This is a genomic window from Bradyrhizobium sp. AZCC 1578, assembly GCF_036924675.1.
In the GTDB taxonomy this organism is placed as follows: domain Bacteria; phylum Pseudomonadota; class Alphaproteobacteria; order Rhizobiales; family Xanthobacteraceae; genus Bradyrhizobium.
In genome coordinates this window covers 161670-177987 of record NZ_JAZHRZ010000001.1, presented here as the reverse complement: position 1 = coordinate 177987, position 16318 = coordinate 161670, and the positions used below count along the sequence as shown (strand labels likewise).

Here is a 16318-nt window from a genome sequence, read left to right as displayed (position 1 = left end):
GTTTCAATTGACTAAGGTCAACGTCGGCTTGGTCGGCTTCAACGGCGACGGCATTTGCCGACTGATGAAGACGCGTAGCAGATTGCGCCCGAGCACCTGTGCCGGACTGTTGGCACGCTCGTCCGCTTCCTCGCGCGCGACAATGGCGATCAAGGCTTTCGCAAGTTCGGCGCGTTTGACCGAGCCGCTGCAGAGCCTGCGCTTCAGCGCACATCCAGACCCGCACTGTTCATTTGCGGTGGTCACCGGCGTCGGCTTAGAGGTGGATCGGCTCGACGACGTTCGGCGTGGTCGTTTAGCTGAGGGAATGGCTTGGACTTGGTTCCACGGCGCCGTTGAAATGGATCGAGGTACAGCGCAATGATTCCAAACGGTTGCCAATGGAATGAGGCCGAGATTGAAAGCGGCCATCCGCTGAACGCCGGTCTTCTTACCTTAATGGTGATTGGGCACGATCTAGTACCTGTGCTGATTGGAACAGCATTTCTCATATCCGCAGAGGGTTACAAGGGAGCAGCAATTTCCGCTGCGCATTGCTTCGAGCATGTCGAGAATATTCTGCGACCTGACAAGGTTCATCATGCGACAACTCCACGGGAGTTTTTGCCGCCACCAAAAGAAGTCGATTTAAAGCAGGTGAAGGCGATCTACATTAGCGACGGGAAGGTCCATGTCTGTCCGATTGAAATTGCGATCTGGGATAGCAGTACTGACCTCGCGGTACTTACTGTTCTAGCTCCGACTGATGAACCAAAGTTATTTCGGAAGTTCTTCTGGATCGATGACCAAGTGCCAAACGTTGGCGACGTCGTTGTGATGATTGGGATCGGAGAGATGAAGGTCAACAGCGGCATGGACAATCCACAAATCGGGACAATGGAACGCCGACTTGTTGTTCGCGTAGGATACGTCGAAGAGATTTTCGAGGAGGCTACTTATCTTCTCAAGTCCGCGAGTGTTCAAACGAGCATTGCAGTGTACAGTGGCATGAGCGGCGGTCTCGTAGCTAAATATGCGCCGCCCGACAACATCAAGCCGTTTGCATTCATCAGTCACGCACCCGAGCCGCAGCCGTTACTGGATCGGTCGATTTCGGGGCATTCAGTAGGATCGATCTTGAACGCGAAGCTCACTCAAATTGAGAAGGACAAGCAAAGGGTCGAGATCAAGGTAAATGACGTTATGGTAGGGAAAACTGATCCCGAACCGAGTGGACCAGAATGAGTTTGGTCTCGACAAGCATTGGCGCGGCGATAAGAACTGTCACCCTCCCGGCTCGCTTGCTGGTACCGTGGAAGTCCGGCCGCACGTCGGCGCCTCGCTTGCCACAGGCCTTGCAGACAAATTGCGGCTCGATATCCGACAGCCTCATGTGATCCGGCCAGCGGTCTGCAGTCAGATTGGTCGAGTGGCTACAGCGATAGTCGCTGCAAAAGACATCGATGCGGAAGACTCAGGACTCCCGCATCTCTCCAAAGGTAATTTTCTGGTCGTGGCGCGCCCATCAGAGCGCTGCTGGGAATGCCCTGCAAATTATCAATACGTTGTGGATAGGGCTGCGTGAAGCTACAGCACGTGGGGGCTATGCAAAATCGTCAGGGCTGGGACCGGACCTTTGCCACCAGCCGCACCACCTGATCCCGGCACTCGTCGGCCATACTGTCATGGAAGGCCAAGTGGGTCCCGACGAGGTGCTGCAGATTGCCAGCCAAGTGAGTGACAATCCCAACCAGCGTCCTCAACTCCGCGATCGTGACCGACTTCTTCAATTCACCAAGCGTCAGGTGAGCTATGCCCAAGTTACGAAAGTGCGTAAGTCGACCGTGCACCTTCCAATCGATCGCCCGGTAGGTCGCCAGGTATTCGGCAATCAGGTTGGCTCGCGTCGGCTTAAATACGTCAGGGCCGCGGTTAGCTTCCAGTTGCTGCAGGAGCGCCGCTTGGACGTCCGGCTGCTTCAGGTCGTGGAAGACGGTTTGAAAGCTGACCACGTTGACATCGGCGTCGAGCAGAAGAGCGACCCTCAAGGCAGCCATCAGCAATGCATCCCGATGCAGAACGGAGACGGGTTGTCGCCAATCGCCGTGCTGATCGGTTGGCGCCTGCAGAGCGTCACTCAACCCGTCCGCAGCGCCAAAGGACCACGCACATCGGGTGGCGACCGTAATGAGACGAACGGCGTTTTGCAGGATATAGTCGACGCGTCGATCGGTGGTCACGCTGAGGAAACCTTGGGGCCAACTTTGGGGACAATGCTGCCGGGAAAGGCAAGGAAGCGGCGGTATTGGCCGGGAAGCTACTTCTTAGAAAAGTCAATAAAAACAAAAGGGGAGCTACCAGTCGGGAAAGCCCGGGAAAGGGCATTTCGTATTGCAAGACCGGTGCCTTAAACCACTCGGCCACCCTTCCAGCTCTGGAATTTCAGTCGCTTAGCGTAGGGCTGGCTCGAACGCAATGCGAACATGGCCCCCGATGTGCATCCCATCCCTTTATTTTGGAAGAAACCCAGCGTCGAGGGCGTTGCCTTTGCTAGCCGCGTGCACGTTGCGTGGTGCACTTCATACGCGCCGGGAATCAGGGGTGGCGACATCGGCCGAAATGCGTTCGCCGGTGGTTCGTCGGGCGGATGCCAATTCTCGCCGGGATCACATCGTCCCGGCACCGTGACCGCAATTGGTTCGTGTCCTTGTTCAACCGAACGCAACGGCCAGCAGGCTGGAGCACAGCAGCACGAAGCTGGCAGTCGCCAGCGCAAGAAATCCGTTAGAGACGATGTCGTGGTTGCTCATGAGATACCTACCACACCCGATGCTCGTCCGAATTTATTAGACCTTTCCGATTCCCCGATCGGAACTACCGAGCCATTTCTCTCTGAAGCCTCAGCGGCTACCGCCGCCGGCCTTCAAAACTCACGCTCTGGAACGATAGCCTTCAAATGCATGGGCAAGAAAAATGCCTGCGCTCACCAGGCCCATCAACGCTGTTACTGTCTCGATCATCGCACAAATCCTTTGCGCCCCTGCAACGCACAGAACGACTGCATCGTTGCACAGTCAAAAAGATTCACGGGCCAAAATCGCATATCGGTCGTGAGTGATGATTTGGTGCAACAGATTGTCTGAAAGCGGCACAGGGAGGCTATGACGAAGGGCGCATACAGTGTGAATCGAAGCGTTTCGCCCAGTTCGACGGGCGGCGCGCGAAGCAACCATTCATTCACCACGTGGGACCACACCCCATTTCCGCCGTGTTCCGGTTGCGATATCTTCACCACGTGATGCGGAGGTGGGCCGCATCGTGGGGTAAGGCCGCAACGCTTCGACATAGGCAGTCGGCCGCTGGAAATGGTAGTTGGGGTGATGGGGATTCGACGGCCAACAACAATCGTTCTGGCAATTCGTGGTACTGTTGCCGTGGCAACATGCCTTGTCCTTGCCAATTGCGCCTCGTCGGACAAATTCGCCAGGCGGATCGATCCCAAATACGGCGTCTCCTCGAGCCCCCGTGTGGTGGCGTTCGGAGAGGCCGTGCCGAAGGGCGGGGGAACTTACCGTATCGGCAAGCCCTACACCGTCGCGGGCCGGGTCTACGTGCCGGAAGAGGATCCGAACTATCGCGCTGAGGGAATGGCTTCCTGGTATGGCGACGATTTCCACGGCCGGTTGACCGCCAATGGCGAGGTTTTCGATATGACCTCATTGACGGCGGCCCATCCGACCCTGCCGATCCCGAGCTACGCCCGCGTCACCAATGTTCGGAACGGCAAGTCGCTGATCGTCCGGGTCAACGACCGTGGCCCTTACCACGGCAACCGCCTCATTGACGTCTCGAACAAGGCCGCCGAACTGCTTGATTTCAAAGCAAATGGCGTCGCTCGGGTGCGGGTTGAATATGTCGGCCGGGCCCCGCTTGAGGGTTCCGACGACCGCCAGCTCCTGGCGACGCTGCGGACCGGCGAGCCCGCGCCGTCCCCGGCGACGGTCCGGGTCGCCTCGGCTCGTCCGTTTGTTCCCGAGATGCCGTCGTCCGCCGGCCGAATCCGGGGCGAGGTGCCGATGCCGGAGGGACGGCCCTATAGCCTCGGCAATACCTCAGCGGACCATGCCTCGATCAACGCAACCTCGGAAATGTCGGCTTCCAGTCGCACGCGTGGCCGTGCCACGGAAAATCCGCGCGCCGTGTCCTACGAGAACGAGGCCAGCTATGTGGCACCACGCCAGGCTTACCTGCCGATCGATCCACGTGGCCCGAGCGAAGTCCTCAGCGGGCGAGGGCTGTACTAGATAGCGTTTCAAGCGAAGCATGCCCTCGGACATGATCCGTGGGTGGCGCCCGGTTCGCAACGGGTCAAATATAGCTACTCCTTCAGGAAGGCGATCAGGGCGGCGTTGACCTCATCAGGCCGCTCCTGCTGAATCCAGTGACCGGCCCCGTCGAGTATGAGTTTTTGCCGCAAGTTCGGCAGCACCCGCTCCATCTCGTTGACCAGCTTGGCGCCGATCAGCCCGGTGATGACGCCATCCTTCGATCCCGCGATGAACAGCGACGGCTGGTGGACTTGCGCGCCCTGCCAGGGTGCGGTCAGTTCCCAATTGCGGTCGATATTGCGGTACCAATTCAGTCCGCCGCGAAAGCCGGACTCCTGGTAGACGGCCGCGAAATAGGCGAGGTCGGCCTCGGTCAGCCAGTCCGGCAATGGCCGATTCGGATCGGCGCCAGCGAGAAATCCCTTGCCCTCCTGAACAAATTGGTGGGCCGCCGGATCGGAGAACCCGCGCCCGGCCAGCACGATTCGCATGGTCGCTGCGACATCGCGCTCGAATTCGGCCTCTGCCACGCCCGGCGCCTGAAAATACTGCCAGTAGAAATTGGTGATGCCGTTGTTTCGCAAGGTCTCCAGCGGCAGGCCGCGTCCGCGGGAAGGGGGAGGAACACTGAGGCCCGCCACCTTGGTAAAGATATCGGGCCGGAACATCGCCGCGTGCCAGGCGACCGGCGCGCCCCAGTCATGGCCGACAATGACGGCCTGCTTTTCGCCAAGTGCCGCCACCAGCGCGACCATGTCGCCGACATTGTGGAAGATGGTGTAGGCGCCGACGTCCGCCGGCGCGCTGGTCCGGCCGAACCCGCGCATGTCGGGGGCTACGACGTGGAAACCGGCTTCCGCGATGGCTCCGACCTGGTGCCGCCAGGAGTAGGATAACTCGGGCCAGCCATGGCAGAGCAGCACCAGCGGCCCCTGGCCCTGTTCGAAGACAAAGAAGTCGAGCCCGTTGACGGAAATAGTGCGAGAGGTTGGCATCGCGTTTCCGCCCCGTTTTTCGTATCTTGTCCGGAAATTGCAGCATCGCAACGATACGTTTCTTCGTTCGGCACCGCAATCAGATCGACACGGCCACAAGTCCAAAAACCTGTGTTGTTTGCGATACTTCCAACTGTTAGAACGCACGGATTCAGGACATTGCCGATGGCAGCAGAGACTTCCGTTTCCCGTAAATCCGACACGGCGACCATCATCCCGTGGCGTGGCCTGATGGCCGCGGTCGTCGCGCTCTCGGTCGGCTGGGGCGGCATCGTGTATGCCGCCAACAACAGCGTGCAGGGCGCTCCGAAGAAGGACGACGGCGGCTTTGACGGCGATGCGCCGACCGCGATCCTAGTCGAGGCTTCCAGCGGCAGCGTGCTGTTCGAGAAGAACGCCGACGAATTGCGGGCGCCGTCCAGCATGATGAAGCTGATGACGGTCGAGGTTGTGTTCGACGCCATCAAGCAGGGCAAGGTCAAACCGACAGACGAATATCGGATCAGCGAAAACGCCTGGCGCAAGGGCGGCGCGCCGGCCGGCGGCTCGACCATGTTTGCCATTCTCAACAGCAAGGTGTCGGTGGACGACCTGCTGAAGGGCGCGATCATCCAGAGCGGCAACGATTCCTGCATTGCGCTTGCCGAAGGCATGGCCGGCAACGAGCGGATTTTTGCCGCCGACTTCATGACCAAACGGGCGCGCGAACTCGGCCTGACGAAATCGACCTTCGGAAACTCCAGCGGGCTGCCGGACCCTGCCAACAAGATGACGGTTCGCGAACTAGCCAAACTCGCCCGCCACCTGATCCTGGCCTATCCCGACACGTACAAATTGTTCGGCGAGAGAGAATTCACCTGGAACAAGATCCGGCAGCAGAACCGCAATCCGCTGCTGAACACGCTAAATGGCGCCGACGGGCTGAAGACTGGCTACACCAAGGAGGGCGGCTACGGCATGGTCGGCTCGGCCGTGCAGAACGACACGAGGCTGATTGTTGCGATTAACGGACTAGAGGATCCCGACGATCGTGCCTCAGAGGCCAAGAAGATGCTGGAATGGGGTTTTCGCAATTTCGAGACGCGCACGCTGTTCGCGGCCAATCAGCAGGTCGGCTATGCCAAGGTGTTTGGCGGCGAAAGCCGCTCGGTGAAGCTTGCCAGCCCCGAGCCGATCAAGGTGATGGTGCCGAAAAACGGCAGTGAGAAATTGATCGCGCGGATCGTTTACAAGGGCCCGGTCCAGGCGCCGATCCAATCCGGCCAGCCGGTCGGCGCCGTCAAGGTGTGGCGCGGCGCCAATATCGCCGTGGAGGCACCGGTCTATGCCGCTGAAGCGATCGGAACCGGTTCGACCGTGCGTCGCGCAATCGACGGGGTCAGCGAGCTCGTCATCGGCATGTTCCGCGCGGGCGCAGAGAAGCTCTGAGCATGACCCAGGCAACGCTGCAGCGACCTTCCGGACGCGGGAAGTTCATTACCTTTGAAGGCGGCGAGGGCTCGGGCAAGTCCACGCAGATCAGGAAACTCGCCGAGCGCCTTGCCGCGGCAAAGCTGCGTACCATCGTCACCCGCGAGCCGGGCGGCTCGCCGGGGGCGGAGAATCATGCGGCATCTTGTGCTGTCGGGAATGGGCAAGCTGCTCGGACCGGACGCCGAGACGTTGCTGTTTGCGGCAGCCCGCGACGATCACGTTCGCACCGTTATCCAGCCCGCGCTCAGCCAGGGAACATGGGTGCTGTGTGACCGCTTCTCGGATTCGACCCGCGCCTACCAGGGCAGCCTGGGGCAGATCTCTCCGCTCGTGCTCAACGCCATGCAGCGCGTCACCATCGGTGATCTGAAGCCGGACCTCACCATCATTCTGGACATCCCGGTTGAAGTTGGTTTGCGGCGCGCGGCGGCTCGCCGCGGCAGCGGCGTGCCTGACCGGTTCGAGTCGGAAGACCTGCAATTCCATCAGCACCTACGCGACGCCTACAAGCAAATCGCCGCCGAAGAGCCGCAGCGCTGCGTGCTGATCGACGCCAATGCCGATGCCGACGCGGTCGCTGCCCGCGTCTGGACGGCGCTGCGCGACCATGTGTTCGCGGTCCCGAGCTCGGCGGGGACGGCATGAGCGCGCGCAAGGTCGAGCAGGAAACGGCAGTCACACATCCTCGCGAGACGGCAGATCTGTTCGGTCACCGCGAGGCGGAGACGGCCCTGCTGAATGCCTATCGCAGTGGGCGCATTCCGCATGCCTGGCTGATCGGCGGCCCGCAGGGCATCGGCAAGGCGACGCTGGCCTATCGCATGGCCCGTTTCGTGCTTGCCAATCCCAATCCGTTGCAGCCTTCGGTGCAGCGCGCCGAGACGCTGGCACTCGATCCGGGTGATCCGGTCGCGCGTCAGATCACCGCCGGTGCCCATGGTGGCCTGTTGGTGCTGGAACGAGGTCTCAATGATCGCGGCGTGATGCGGACAGTCATCACCGTGGATGAGACGCGGGAGACGATTTCGTTTTTCGGCTCGACCGCGGCGGTCGACGGCTGGCGCGTATGTATCGTCGACACCGTCGACGAGCTCAATCCAAACGCCGCCAACGCGCTGCTCAAGATCCTCGAGGAGCCGCCGCACCGATCGCTGTTTCTGCTCGTCAGCCATTCGCCGGCGCGGGCTCTGCCCACGATTCTGTCCCGCTGCCGAAAGCTGCCGCTGCGGCCGCTTGCGACCGGCGACGTCGTGCGCGCGGCTGCGCGAGCCGCCGACATCGCACCCGATGATCCCGCGCTGTCGGAAGCTGCCGATGCCTCGGAGGGGAGCGTGTCCCGCGCACTGACGCTGCTCGGCGGCGACGCGCTGAAGTTGCAGCAGCGGACAGCGGCGCTGCTGGCGACGCTGCCGCAGGTCGACCCGCGCGAACTGCATGCACTTGGCGATGCGCTGGGCACCAGCGACCGGGTTGCGCTGGCTGCTTTCATCGACGGCATCGATCGCTGGATCGGCGAAAAGCTGCGCGTCGACGATGCCAATGCAAATCTGCCCCGCCTTGCACGGCTGGCGGAGGTATGGGAAAAGATCATCCGCGCCGCGCGCGACACCGAAGCCTATAATTTGGAGCGAAAACCGCTGGTTTTCTCGGTGTTCGGGATGCTCGCGGACGCGACGCGGTAATCCTCCGCCGGATATCAATCCCGACAATCTATGAGCAATAAAGGAATTCGTGGTGGCGACGGCTGCAAAGAAAGCTTCGAAAAAGCGCAAGGCGAAGAAGGCTGGCAGATCGCCGGCCGCTAGTGCCAGCAAGAAGGCGGCGAAGAAGCGTGCGGCCAGGAAAGGTGCGACCAAGAGCAAGCGCGTCGTGAAGAAGGACGGCAAGGCTTCGAAAACGGCCGCAAAGAAGGCTTCGAAGAAGTCGGCGAAGAAGTCGACCAAAAAAGCTGTCAAGAAAGCTGTCAAAAAGTCGGCGAAGAAATCCGTTACGAAAACTCCGTCGAAGAAGCGCGCGGTAACGCCGAAGGAAGCGAGCCCTGCCGTTCAAGCGGCGCCGGTCGCAGAAATTCCGAAGCCCGCAGCGCCACGTGCGAAGCCGGCTCCCGTCGCCAAGCCGGCAGCAGCCGCCGAGCGCGACACCTACTTCATCACGACCGCGATCGCCTATCCGAACGGCCTTCCGCATATCGGCCACGCCTACGAGGCGATTGCGACCGATGCGCTCGCGCGGTTTCAGCGGCTCAACGGCAAGGACGTCTTTTTCCTTACCGGCACCGACGAGCACGGCCTCAAGATGGTCCAAACCGCTGAAGCCGAAGGAATGGGCGTTGCCGAGCTTGCCGCGCGCAATGCCGGCCGGTTCAAGGAGATGGACGAGCGCCTCAACGTCTCGTTCGACCGCTTTATCCGCACCACGGAGCCTGACCATCATCGCTCGGTTCAGGTGGTCTGGGACCGGATGCAGCAGAATGGCGATATCTATATCGATACCTATTCCGGCTGGTATTCGGTGCGCGACGAAGCCTACTACGCCGAGGAGGAAACCGTCCTCGGCGAGGACAATGTGCGCCTTGGCCCGCAGGGCTCGCCGGTCGAGTGGGTCGAGGAGAAGAGCTACTTCTTCAAGCTATCCGCCTATCAGGACCGCTTGCTGCAGCTCTACGAAACCCAGCCGGATTTCATCGGCCCGGATTCGCGCCGCAACGAGGTCGTCAGTTTCGTAAAGAGCGGTCTGAAGGATCTGTCGATTTCGCGCACGACGTTCGACTGGGGCGTCAAGGTGCCGAACGATCCCGAGCATGTGATGTATGTCTGGGTCGATGCGCTGACCAACTACATCACAGGCGTAGGCTTTCCCGACGAAAACGATCCGAACTGGCGCTACTGGCCGGCGGACGTCCACGTCATCGGCAAGGACATTATTCGCTTCCACGCGGTGTACTGGCCGGCGTTCCTGATGTCGGCCGGCATTCCGGTCCAGAAGCGGGTTTACGCGCACGGCTTCCTGTTCAGCAGGGGTGAGAAGATGTCGAAGTCGGTCGGCAACGTTGTCGATCCCTTCAATCTGGCCGATCAGTATGGCGTCGACCAGATGCGCTATTTCTTCCTGCGCGAGGTGCCGTTCGGACAGGACGGCAACTACAGCCATGAAGCCATCGTCGCGCGCATCAACGCCGACCTCGCCAACGATCTCGGCAATCTGGCGCAACGCTCGCTGTCGATGATCGCAAAGCAGCTCGGCGGCGTGCTGCCGGAGCCCGGCGAGTTCACCGATAACGACAAGGCGATCCTGGCGCAGGCCGACGCCATGCTGGAAACCTCGCGCACCGCGATGGCGACCCAGCAGATCCATCAATGGCTGAACGCGGTGTGGGCCGTGGTGGCAGAGGCCAACCGCTATTTCGCGGGCGAGGCGCCCTGGGCGCTGGCCAAGACCGATCCTGACAGACAGAAAACCGTGCTGTACGTGACGGCGGAGGTGGTGCGTCAGGTCGCGATTCTGACGCAGCCGGTGATGCCGGATGCGTCGGCCAAGTTGCTGGATAGCCTCGGCATTCCCAACGAGAAACAAGCGCGCGATTTCGCGGCGCTTGCCACGCGGATTAAGCCGGGAACGACGCTGCCGCCGCCGGTCGGCGTATTTCCACGCTACGTCGAACCAAAGGTGGATTGAGCCGTTTGCAAGCCATGCTCGTCGATAGCCACTGCCATCTCGACATCCCGGATTTTGCCGAGGATCTCGACGCCATCGTCGCGCGCGCCGAGGCCGCCGGGATCGGTCGTATCGTCACGATTTCGACCCGGGTGAAGCGACTCGGCGGACTGCTCGCGATCGCCGAGCGGTTCCCCAACGTCTATTGCTCGGTCGGCACCCATCCGCATCAAGCCGATGAGGAAGACGGCATTCCGGCCAGTGAGCTGATCGAGCTGACCAAGCATCCGAAGATCGTGGCGCTCGGTGAGGCGGGGCTGGATTACTTCTACCAGCACGGTTCGCGAGAGGCGCAGGAGCGCGGCTTTCGCGCACATATCGCGGCCGCGCGCGCCACGGGCCTGCCGCTGGTCGTTCACACCCGCGAAGCCGACGAGGATTGCGGCCGCATTCTCGAAGACGAAGTGGCAAAGGGACCTTTTAAAGCCGTCCTCCATTGCTACACCGGCGGGCGCGAGCTGGCGATGAAGGCAATTGCGTTGGGCCTGTCGATCTCGTTCACGGGCATTTTGACGTTCAAGAAATCGGAAGCCTTGCGCGAGCTCGCGGCCGAACTTCCGGCCGACCGCATCATGGTCGAAACCGACTCGCCCTATCTGGCGCCCGGCAAGTTTCGCGGCAAGCGCAACGAGCCGTCTTACGTGGTCGAAGTCGCCAAAGTGCTGGCGGAAACGCGCGGCGTCTCGCTGGAAGAGATTTCGCGGCAGACGACCGAAAACTTCTTCCGCCTATTCTCCAAAGTGCCGGTGCCGAAGGTTGCGGCATGATGCTGACGCTGACGATCCTCGGCTGTGGTTCTTCCGCCGGTGTACCGCGGCCAGCACTCGGCTGGGGCGCCTGCGATCCCAACAATCCCAAGAACCGTCGCCGCCGTTGCTCGCTGCTGGTCGAGCGCACGGGTGCCCACGGCACCACGCGGATCGTGATCGACACCTCGCCCGATCTGCGCGAGCAATTGATCGATGCGGAGGTCGATCACATCGACGCGGTGTTCCTGACCCATGAGCACGCCGACCAGACCCACGGCATAGACGACCTCCGATCGGTCGTGCTGCACCAGCGCCGCCGCATTCCCGTCTACTTCAACCAGTCGACCGCCAAAGACATCATGGCGCGGTTCTCCTATTGCTTCATCTCGCCGGAGGGGAGCGACTATCCGCCGATCCTGACGCGCCACGCGATCGAGGCCGGCGAGAGTCATGAGACCGAAGGGAAGGGCGGGCCGGTGAAGCTTTCCGCTTTCCTGGTTCACCACGGCAGAATTCCGGCGCTCGGCTTCCGCATCGGCAACGCCGCCTACACCCCCGATCTCCACGACATTCCCGAGGAGAGCTGGCCTGCGTTGCGAAACCTCGATCTCTGGATCGTCGACGGGCTGCGCTATGCCGGGCATCCCAGCCATTTCAGCGTCAACGACGCGCTGTCCTGGATCGAGCGCTTCAAGCCGAAGCAGGCTGTCATCACCAACATGCATTCCGACCTCGACTACGAGGTATTGCGCCAGAGCCTGCCGCCGGGCGTGATCCCGGCCTATGATGGCTTGCGGCTGACGCTGAACAGCGCAGGCTGAGTCTGCCGCGGCAAGTCTGCGCGCCGGAAGCGGAGGGACGTCGATGATTGGCCTGTTCTTTGAAGTCCAGACAAGGCCCGGACACCGCGATCATTATCTCGATCTTGCGGCCTCGCTGAAGCCCGAGCTTGAGGCGACGGGCGGCTGTCTCTTCATCGATCGCTTCAGGAGTTTGACGCGAGAGAACCTGCTGCTGTCGTATCAGATATGGCAGGACGAGGGGACCCTGACGGCGTGGCGAGCCCATGCTCACCATCACGACGTCCAGACGATCGGCCGCGAGAAGGTCTTTTCGGACTATCGCATCCGGGTCGCCCAGGTGATCCACGAAGCAAAGCCCGGCCAGCCGATCTGGCAGCCCGAGCGGCGTACGCCCTACAACGATCCGGCAAGGCGCAAGCCGACTTATGTGCTGGTGGCTGAATCGAAGAACGCCACGCTTCCGGCAGAGACCGGATGGCGCCGTGACGCTTTCGCAAGCGTCTATCGTGACGGGCGCTTCGCGCATTTGATCGATCTACCAGACGATCAAGCCGGCATCGAATTCGGCGCCCGGCTGTTTGCCGATCCGACAACCGAGTATTTCCGCGTTTTCGAGGTCATGCGCGACTACGGGATGTACGAACGGACCGAAGCGCCGCAGTACTATCCGCCCGTCACGCTTCGCTCGCAATAACGGTCACGCCGAAATCGCCTTCGCCGAGTCCACCTGGTTGCGCAGCATGAATTTCTGGATCTTGCCGGTGGATGTCTTCGGGATGACGCCAAACACGACGGCCTTGGGCGTCTTGAAGCCAGACATATGGCTGCGGCAGAAGGCGATGATCTCGGCCTCCGTCGCCTTGGCGCCCTCCTTCAACTCGACGAAAGCGCAGGGCACTTCGCCCCATTTCGGGTCGGGCTTGGCAACCACGGCGGCGAACAGCACGGCCGGGTGCTTGTAGAGGACGTCCTCGACCTCGACGGAGGAAATATTCTCGCCGCCGGAGATGATGATGTCCTTGGAGCGGTCCTTGATGATAACGTAGCCATGCTCGTCAAGCACGCCGAGATCGCCGGTGTGAAACCAGCCGCCGGCGAAGGCTTCCTGCGTCGCTTTCTCGTTCTTCAGATAGCCCTTCATCACGATATTGCCGCGGAACATCACCTCGCCGATGGTTTCGCCATCGCGCGGGACCTCCTGCATGGTTTGCGGGTCGAGCACGGTGACGGCTTCCTCCAGCGGGTAGGGCACGCCCTGCCGGCGCTTGAGCTGCGCGCGCTGGTCGGCCGGCAGTTCGTCCCAGCCCGGCTGCTCGGCGCAGACGGAGGCGGGGCCGTAGACTTCGGTCAGGCCATAGACGTGCGTCAGCTTGATGCCGATGCTTTCGGCGCCCTCGAGCACGGCGACCGGAGGTGCGGCACCCGCGATCAACCCGACCACGCGGCGAGCCTTGTCACCCTTGGGCGCACCGGGCGCGTTGATCAGCGTGTTGTAGACGATCGGTGCACCGCACATGTGGGTGACGCCGTGCTTGGCGATCAACTCGAAGATTTTTGCCGGATCGACCTTACGCAGGCAGACATTGGTGCCGGCGGCGGCCGCGACCGTCCACGGGAAGCACCAGCCGTTGCAATGAAACATCGGCAGCGTCCAGAGATACACGGGATGCTGGCCGAGATTGCCGGCCAGAATATTGCTGACAGCATTGAGATAAGCGCCGCGGTGATGAGTAACGACACCTTTCGGGTTGCCCGTCGTGCCCGAGGTATAGCTGAGTGCAATCGCGTCCCATTCATCGCCCGGAAGCCGTGCGACGAAGCCAGGATCGCCCGCCGCGACCGCCGCCTCGTACTCGATCTCACCAATCCGCTTGCCGCCTGCAAACGCCACATCATCGACGTCGACGACGAAGGGCTTTGGCCCGTTCATCAGCGTCAGCGCTTCCGCAATCACGCCGGCAAATTCGGGATCGACCAGGATGATTTTCGCGCCGCCATGGTCGAGCTGGAAGGCAATCGAGGGCGCGTCGAGCCGGATGTTCAGTGCGTTCAGCACCGCACCCGCCATCGGCACGGCGAAATGCACCTCGTTCATCGCGGGAACGTTGGGCAACATCGCCGCGACGGTGTCGCCGACGCCAATATCGCGCCCGGCGAGCCACGACGCAAAGCGCCGGCAGCGTTCATGAGTCTCGACCCAGGTAAAACTGCGGCCTTCATACACCGTGCTGATGTGATCGGGATAGACGGCGGCGCTGCGGGCAAGAAAACTCAGCGGCGTCAGCGGTACGTAGTTCGCCGCCGTCTTGTCCAATCCGATCGAATACTGGTTCTGGGCTGCGCTCATTGGCTGTGTCCCATCTACAAAGGTTTGACCTTACAGGAACCCGATGGAAATCCACGGGAAGATCGCCACGATAATCAGGCCGACCATCAGCGCCAGCAGGTAACCCCAGATCGGCCGGATACCCTCGGCCGGGTCGACGCGACCGATGGCGCAGGCCGCATAATAGCCCACTCCGAAGGGCGGCGCGAATAGCCCGATACCCATCGCGAGAATAACGATCATCGCGTAATGGACCTCGTGGACGCCGACCGCACGGGCGATCGGAAACAATAACGGCCCGAACAGCACGATCGCAGGAATCCCCTCGAGCACGCTGCCCAGGATCACGAAGGCCACGATCGAGACGGCGATGAACGTCGCCGAGCCACCGGGCAGGCCGGTCATGGCGGCCGCCAGCGTCCGCGAAAAGCCGGACTGCGTGAGGCCCCAGGCCATGCCGGTGGCGCAGCCGATGATCAGCAAGATCGCGCCCGACAGGCAGGCGGTCTCGACCAACATTGGCACGATCCGCCGCCAGTCGAAATTGCGGTAGATCAAGAGACCGTAAATCAGGTAGCCGACGACAAAGGCATAAACGATGCCGATGGTGGAAACCTCGGTTGCGGTCGCGATGCCTTCGACCACGGCGTAGCGGATCACGAAGGGCAGCGCGATCGCCGGCAGGGCGATGGCAAACGCGCGGGCGATCTCGGCGGCGCTCGCCCGCGTGACGTGGCGCAGATCCTCGTTCCGGTAACGCCACCACACCAGCGCCGACAGCGTGATCGCCAGCACGAGGCCCGGCAACAGGCCGCCGGTGAACAGCGCCGCGATGGAGACGCCGGTGACCGAGCCGATGGTGATCAGCACGAGGCTCGGCGGAATGGTTTCAGTCTGCGCGCCCGTGGCGGAGAGGAGGGCGACCAGATCGCCCGGCTTGGCGCCGCGCGCCTTCATCTCGGGAAACAGCACCGGCGCCACGGCGGCCATGTCAGCGGCCTTGGAGCCCGAGATACCCGATACCAGATACATCGCGCCGACCAGCACGTAATGTAGCCCGCCGCGGACATGGCCGAGCAAGCTTGCGAGGAACGCCACCATGGCGCGCGCCATGCCGGTCATTTCGATCAGCAGGCCCAGGAACACGAACAGCGGCACCGACAAGAGGATGAGGTGGCTCATGCCCTCGTCCATGCGCCCGACCAGCACCATCAGCGGCGTGCCCGTGGTCAGTGCCAGATAACCGTAGGTCGCCAAGCCAAAGCCGAACGCAATCGGTACGCCGGCAAACACGCAGAAGCCGGCCACGCCGACAAAGAAGATGATCAGATTGAGGTTGCCGAGCGGTTTGAGCGAGCCCCTGAGCAGCCAGAATATCGCGATGACAAGTGCGACCGACAGGATCGCGCCCAGCACCGTGCGAATGTTGCCGACGCGGGCCAGACGCAGGAAAGCAAACAGCGCCATCAGGGCAATGCCGACCGGCAGCGCCGCGGCACGCCAACTATTGAGGATCTGCAGGGCCGGCGTGGTGATGTAGCTTTCCTCGTAGGCGTATTCATAAGCCGGCCAGGCGATCAGGATGAGGAACGCCAGGGCGGCTGCTGTCGCCACCAGATCGAGATAGGCGCGCATCGCAGGCTTCGCGTTGGCGACGACCGCCGTCATCCGCATATGCTCGGCGCGTCGGAATGCGACGGCGGCGCCGAGCATGGCGAGCCACAGGAACAGGATTGAGGCCAGTTCGTCAGACCAGACCAGCGGCCGGTGCAGCGCGTAGCGCGCCACTACGCCGGCAAACAGGATGACGATTTCGGCGACGACCAGCAGCGCTGCGGGAAGCTCGACCAGCATTCCAAGGGCGTGCTCGATCGACGCCAGCAACGAACGGCGGCGAGGGGGCTGAGCCACCTCACCGCCAACCACTTCACTCAGTTCGGCATGAGCCACG

The 16318-nt window shown here is 61.9% G+C and carries 13 protein-coding genes and 1 pseudogene; 10 read left to right on the top strand and 4 right to left on the bottom strand.

Features of this window, described 5'->3' with window-relative positions; all coding sequences use genetic code 11:
* The first annotated feature begins 7 nt into the window (after positions 1-7).
* Together V1290_RS00975 and V1290_RS00970 are read left to right on the top strand one after the other, a co-directional pair.
* On the top strand, positions 8-364 hold the full coding sequence (locus tag V1290_RS00975; RefSeq protein ID WP_334362557.1) for a hypothetical protein: 357 nt from the start codon (positions 8-10) through the stop codon (positions 362-364).
* Entirely contained in the window at positions 361-1224 is an 864-nt protein-coding gene (locus V1290_RS00970) for a S1 family peptidase (protein ID WP_334362556.1), read from the top strand. The genes V1290_RS00975 and V1290_RS00970 overlap by 4 nt, the downstream gene beginning before the upstream one ends.
* 371 nt (positions 1225-1595) lie before the next feature.
* Here the strand turns inward: V1290_RS00970 and V1290_RS00965 are convergent, their stop codons facing one another.
* Positions 1596-2219 (bottom strand): hypothetical protein, encoded by a 624-nt coding sequence (locus V1290_RS00965; RefSeq protein WP_334362555.1) that lies wholly within the window; start codon positions 2217-2219, stop codon positions 1596-1598.
* Positions 2220-3359: 1140 nt separating this feature from the next.
* On the opposite strand from V1290_RS00965, the gene V1290_RS00960 reads away from it, so the two are divergent.
* On the top strand, positions 3360-4283 hold the full coding sequence (locus tag V1290_RS00960) for a septal ring lytic transglycosylase RlpA family protein (RefSeq protein ID WP_334362554.1): 924 nt from the start codon (positions 3360-3362) through the stop codon (positions 4281-4283).
* A gap of 74 nt (positions 4284-4357) precedes the next feature.
* On the opposite strand, the gene V1290_RS00955 is transcribed toward V1290_RS00960, so the two are convergent.
* Entirely contained in the window at positions 4358-5302 is a 945-nt protein-coding gene (locus V1290_RS00955) for an alpha/beta fold hydrolase (RefSeq protein ID WP_334362553.1), read from the bottom strand.
* Positions 5303-5467: 165 nt separating this feature from the next.
* Between V1290_RS00955 and V1290_RS00950 the strand changes: the two genes are divergently transcribed.
* The 7 genes and pseudogenes from V1290_RS00950 (at position 5468) to V1290_RS00920 (ending at position 12735) form a co-directional block, all read left to right on the top strand.
* Positions 5468-6730, top strand: a complete 1263-nt coding sequence (locus V1290_RS00950; protein WP_334362552.1) for a D-alanyl-D-alanine carboxypeptidase family protein — start codon at positions 5468-5470, stop codon at positions 6728-6730.
* A 2-nt stretch (positions 6731-6732) separates the two neighbouring features.
* Positions 6733-7420 (top strand): annotated as a pseudogene (tmk, locus tag V1290_RS00945) (dTMP kinase).
* On the top strand, positions 7417-8457 hold the full coding sequence (locus V1290_RS00940; protein WP_334362551.1) for a DNA polymerase III subunit delta': 1041 nt from the start codon (positions 7417-7419) through the stop codon (positions 8455-8457). Before tmk ends, V1290_RS00940 begins: the two are co-directional and overlap by 4 nt.
* A gap of 52 nt (positions 8458-8509) precedes the next feature.
* Entirely contained in the window at positions 8510-10450 is a 1941-nt protein-coding gene (gene metG, locus V1290_RS00935) for a methionine--tRNA ligase (protein WP_334362550.1), read from the top strand.
* Positions 10451-10464: 14 nt separating this feature from the next.
* Positions 10465-11256: a TatD family hydrolase gene (locus tag V1290_RS00930; protein ID WP_334368901.1), complete on the top strand. Its 792-nt coding sequence runs from the start codon at positions 10465-10467 to the stop codon at positions 11254-11256.
* The gene (locus V1290_RS00925; protein WP_334362549.1) at positions 11253-12059 is read left to right on the top strand and encodes an MBL fold metallo-hydrolase; all 807 of its coding nucleotides are present in this window, start codon (positions 11253-11255) and stop codon (positions 12057-12059) included. The genes V1290_RS00930 and V1290_RS00925 overlap by 4 nt, the downstream gene beginning before the upstream one ends.
* Before the next feature lie 43 nt (positions 12060-12102).
* A complete protein-coding gene (locus tag V1290_RS00920; RefSeq protein WP_334362548.1) occupies positions 12103-12735 on the top strand; it encodes an antibiotic biosynthesis monooxygenase family protein in 633 nt (210 codons plus the stop codon).
* 3 nt (positions 12736-12738) lie between these two features.
* Here the strand turns inward: V1290_RS00920 and V1290_RS00915 are convergent, their stop codons facing one another.
* On the bottom strand, positions 12739-14388 hold the full coding sequence (locus V1290_RS00915) for an acyl-CoA synthetase (protein ID WP_334362547.1): 1650 nt from the start codon (positions 14386-14388) through the stop codon (positions 12739-12741).
* 30 nt (positions 14389-14418) lie between these two features.
* Positions 14419-16317 carry a TRAP transporter large permease gene (locus V1290_RS00910; protein WP_334362546.1) on the bottom strand — a complete coding sequence of 633 codons (1899 nt, stop codon included), beginning with the start codon at positions 16315-16317 and terminating at the stop codon, positions 14419-14421.
* Between the last annotated feature and the right edge of the window lies 1 nt (position 16318).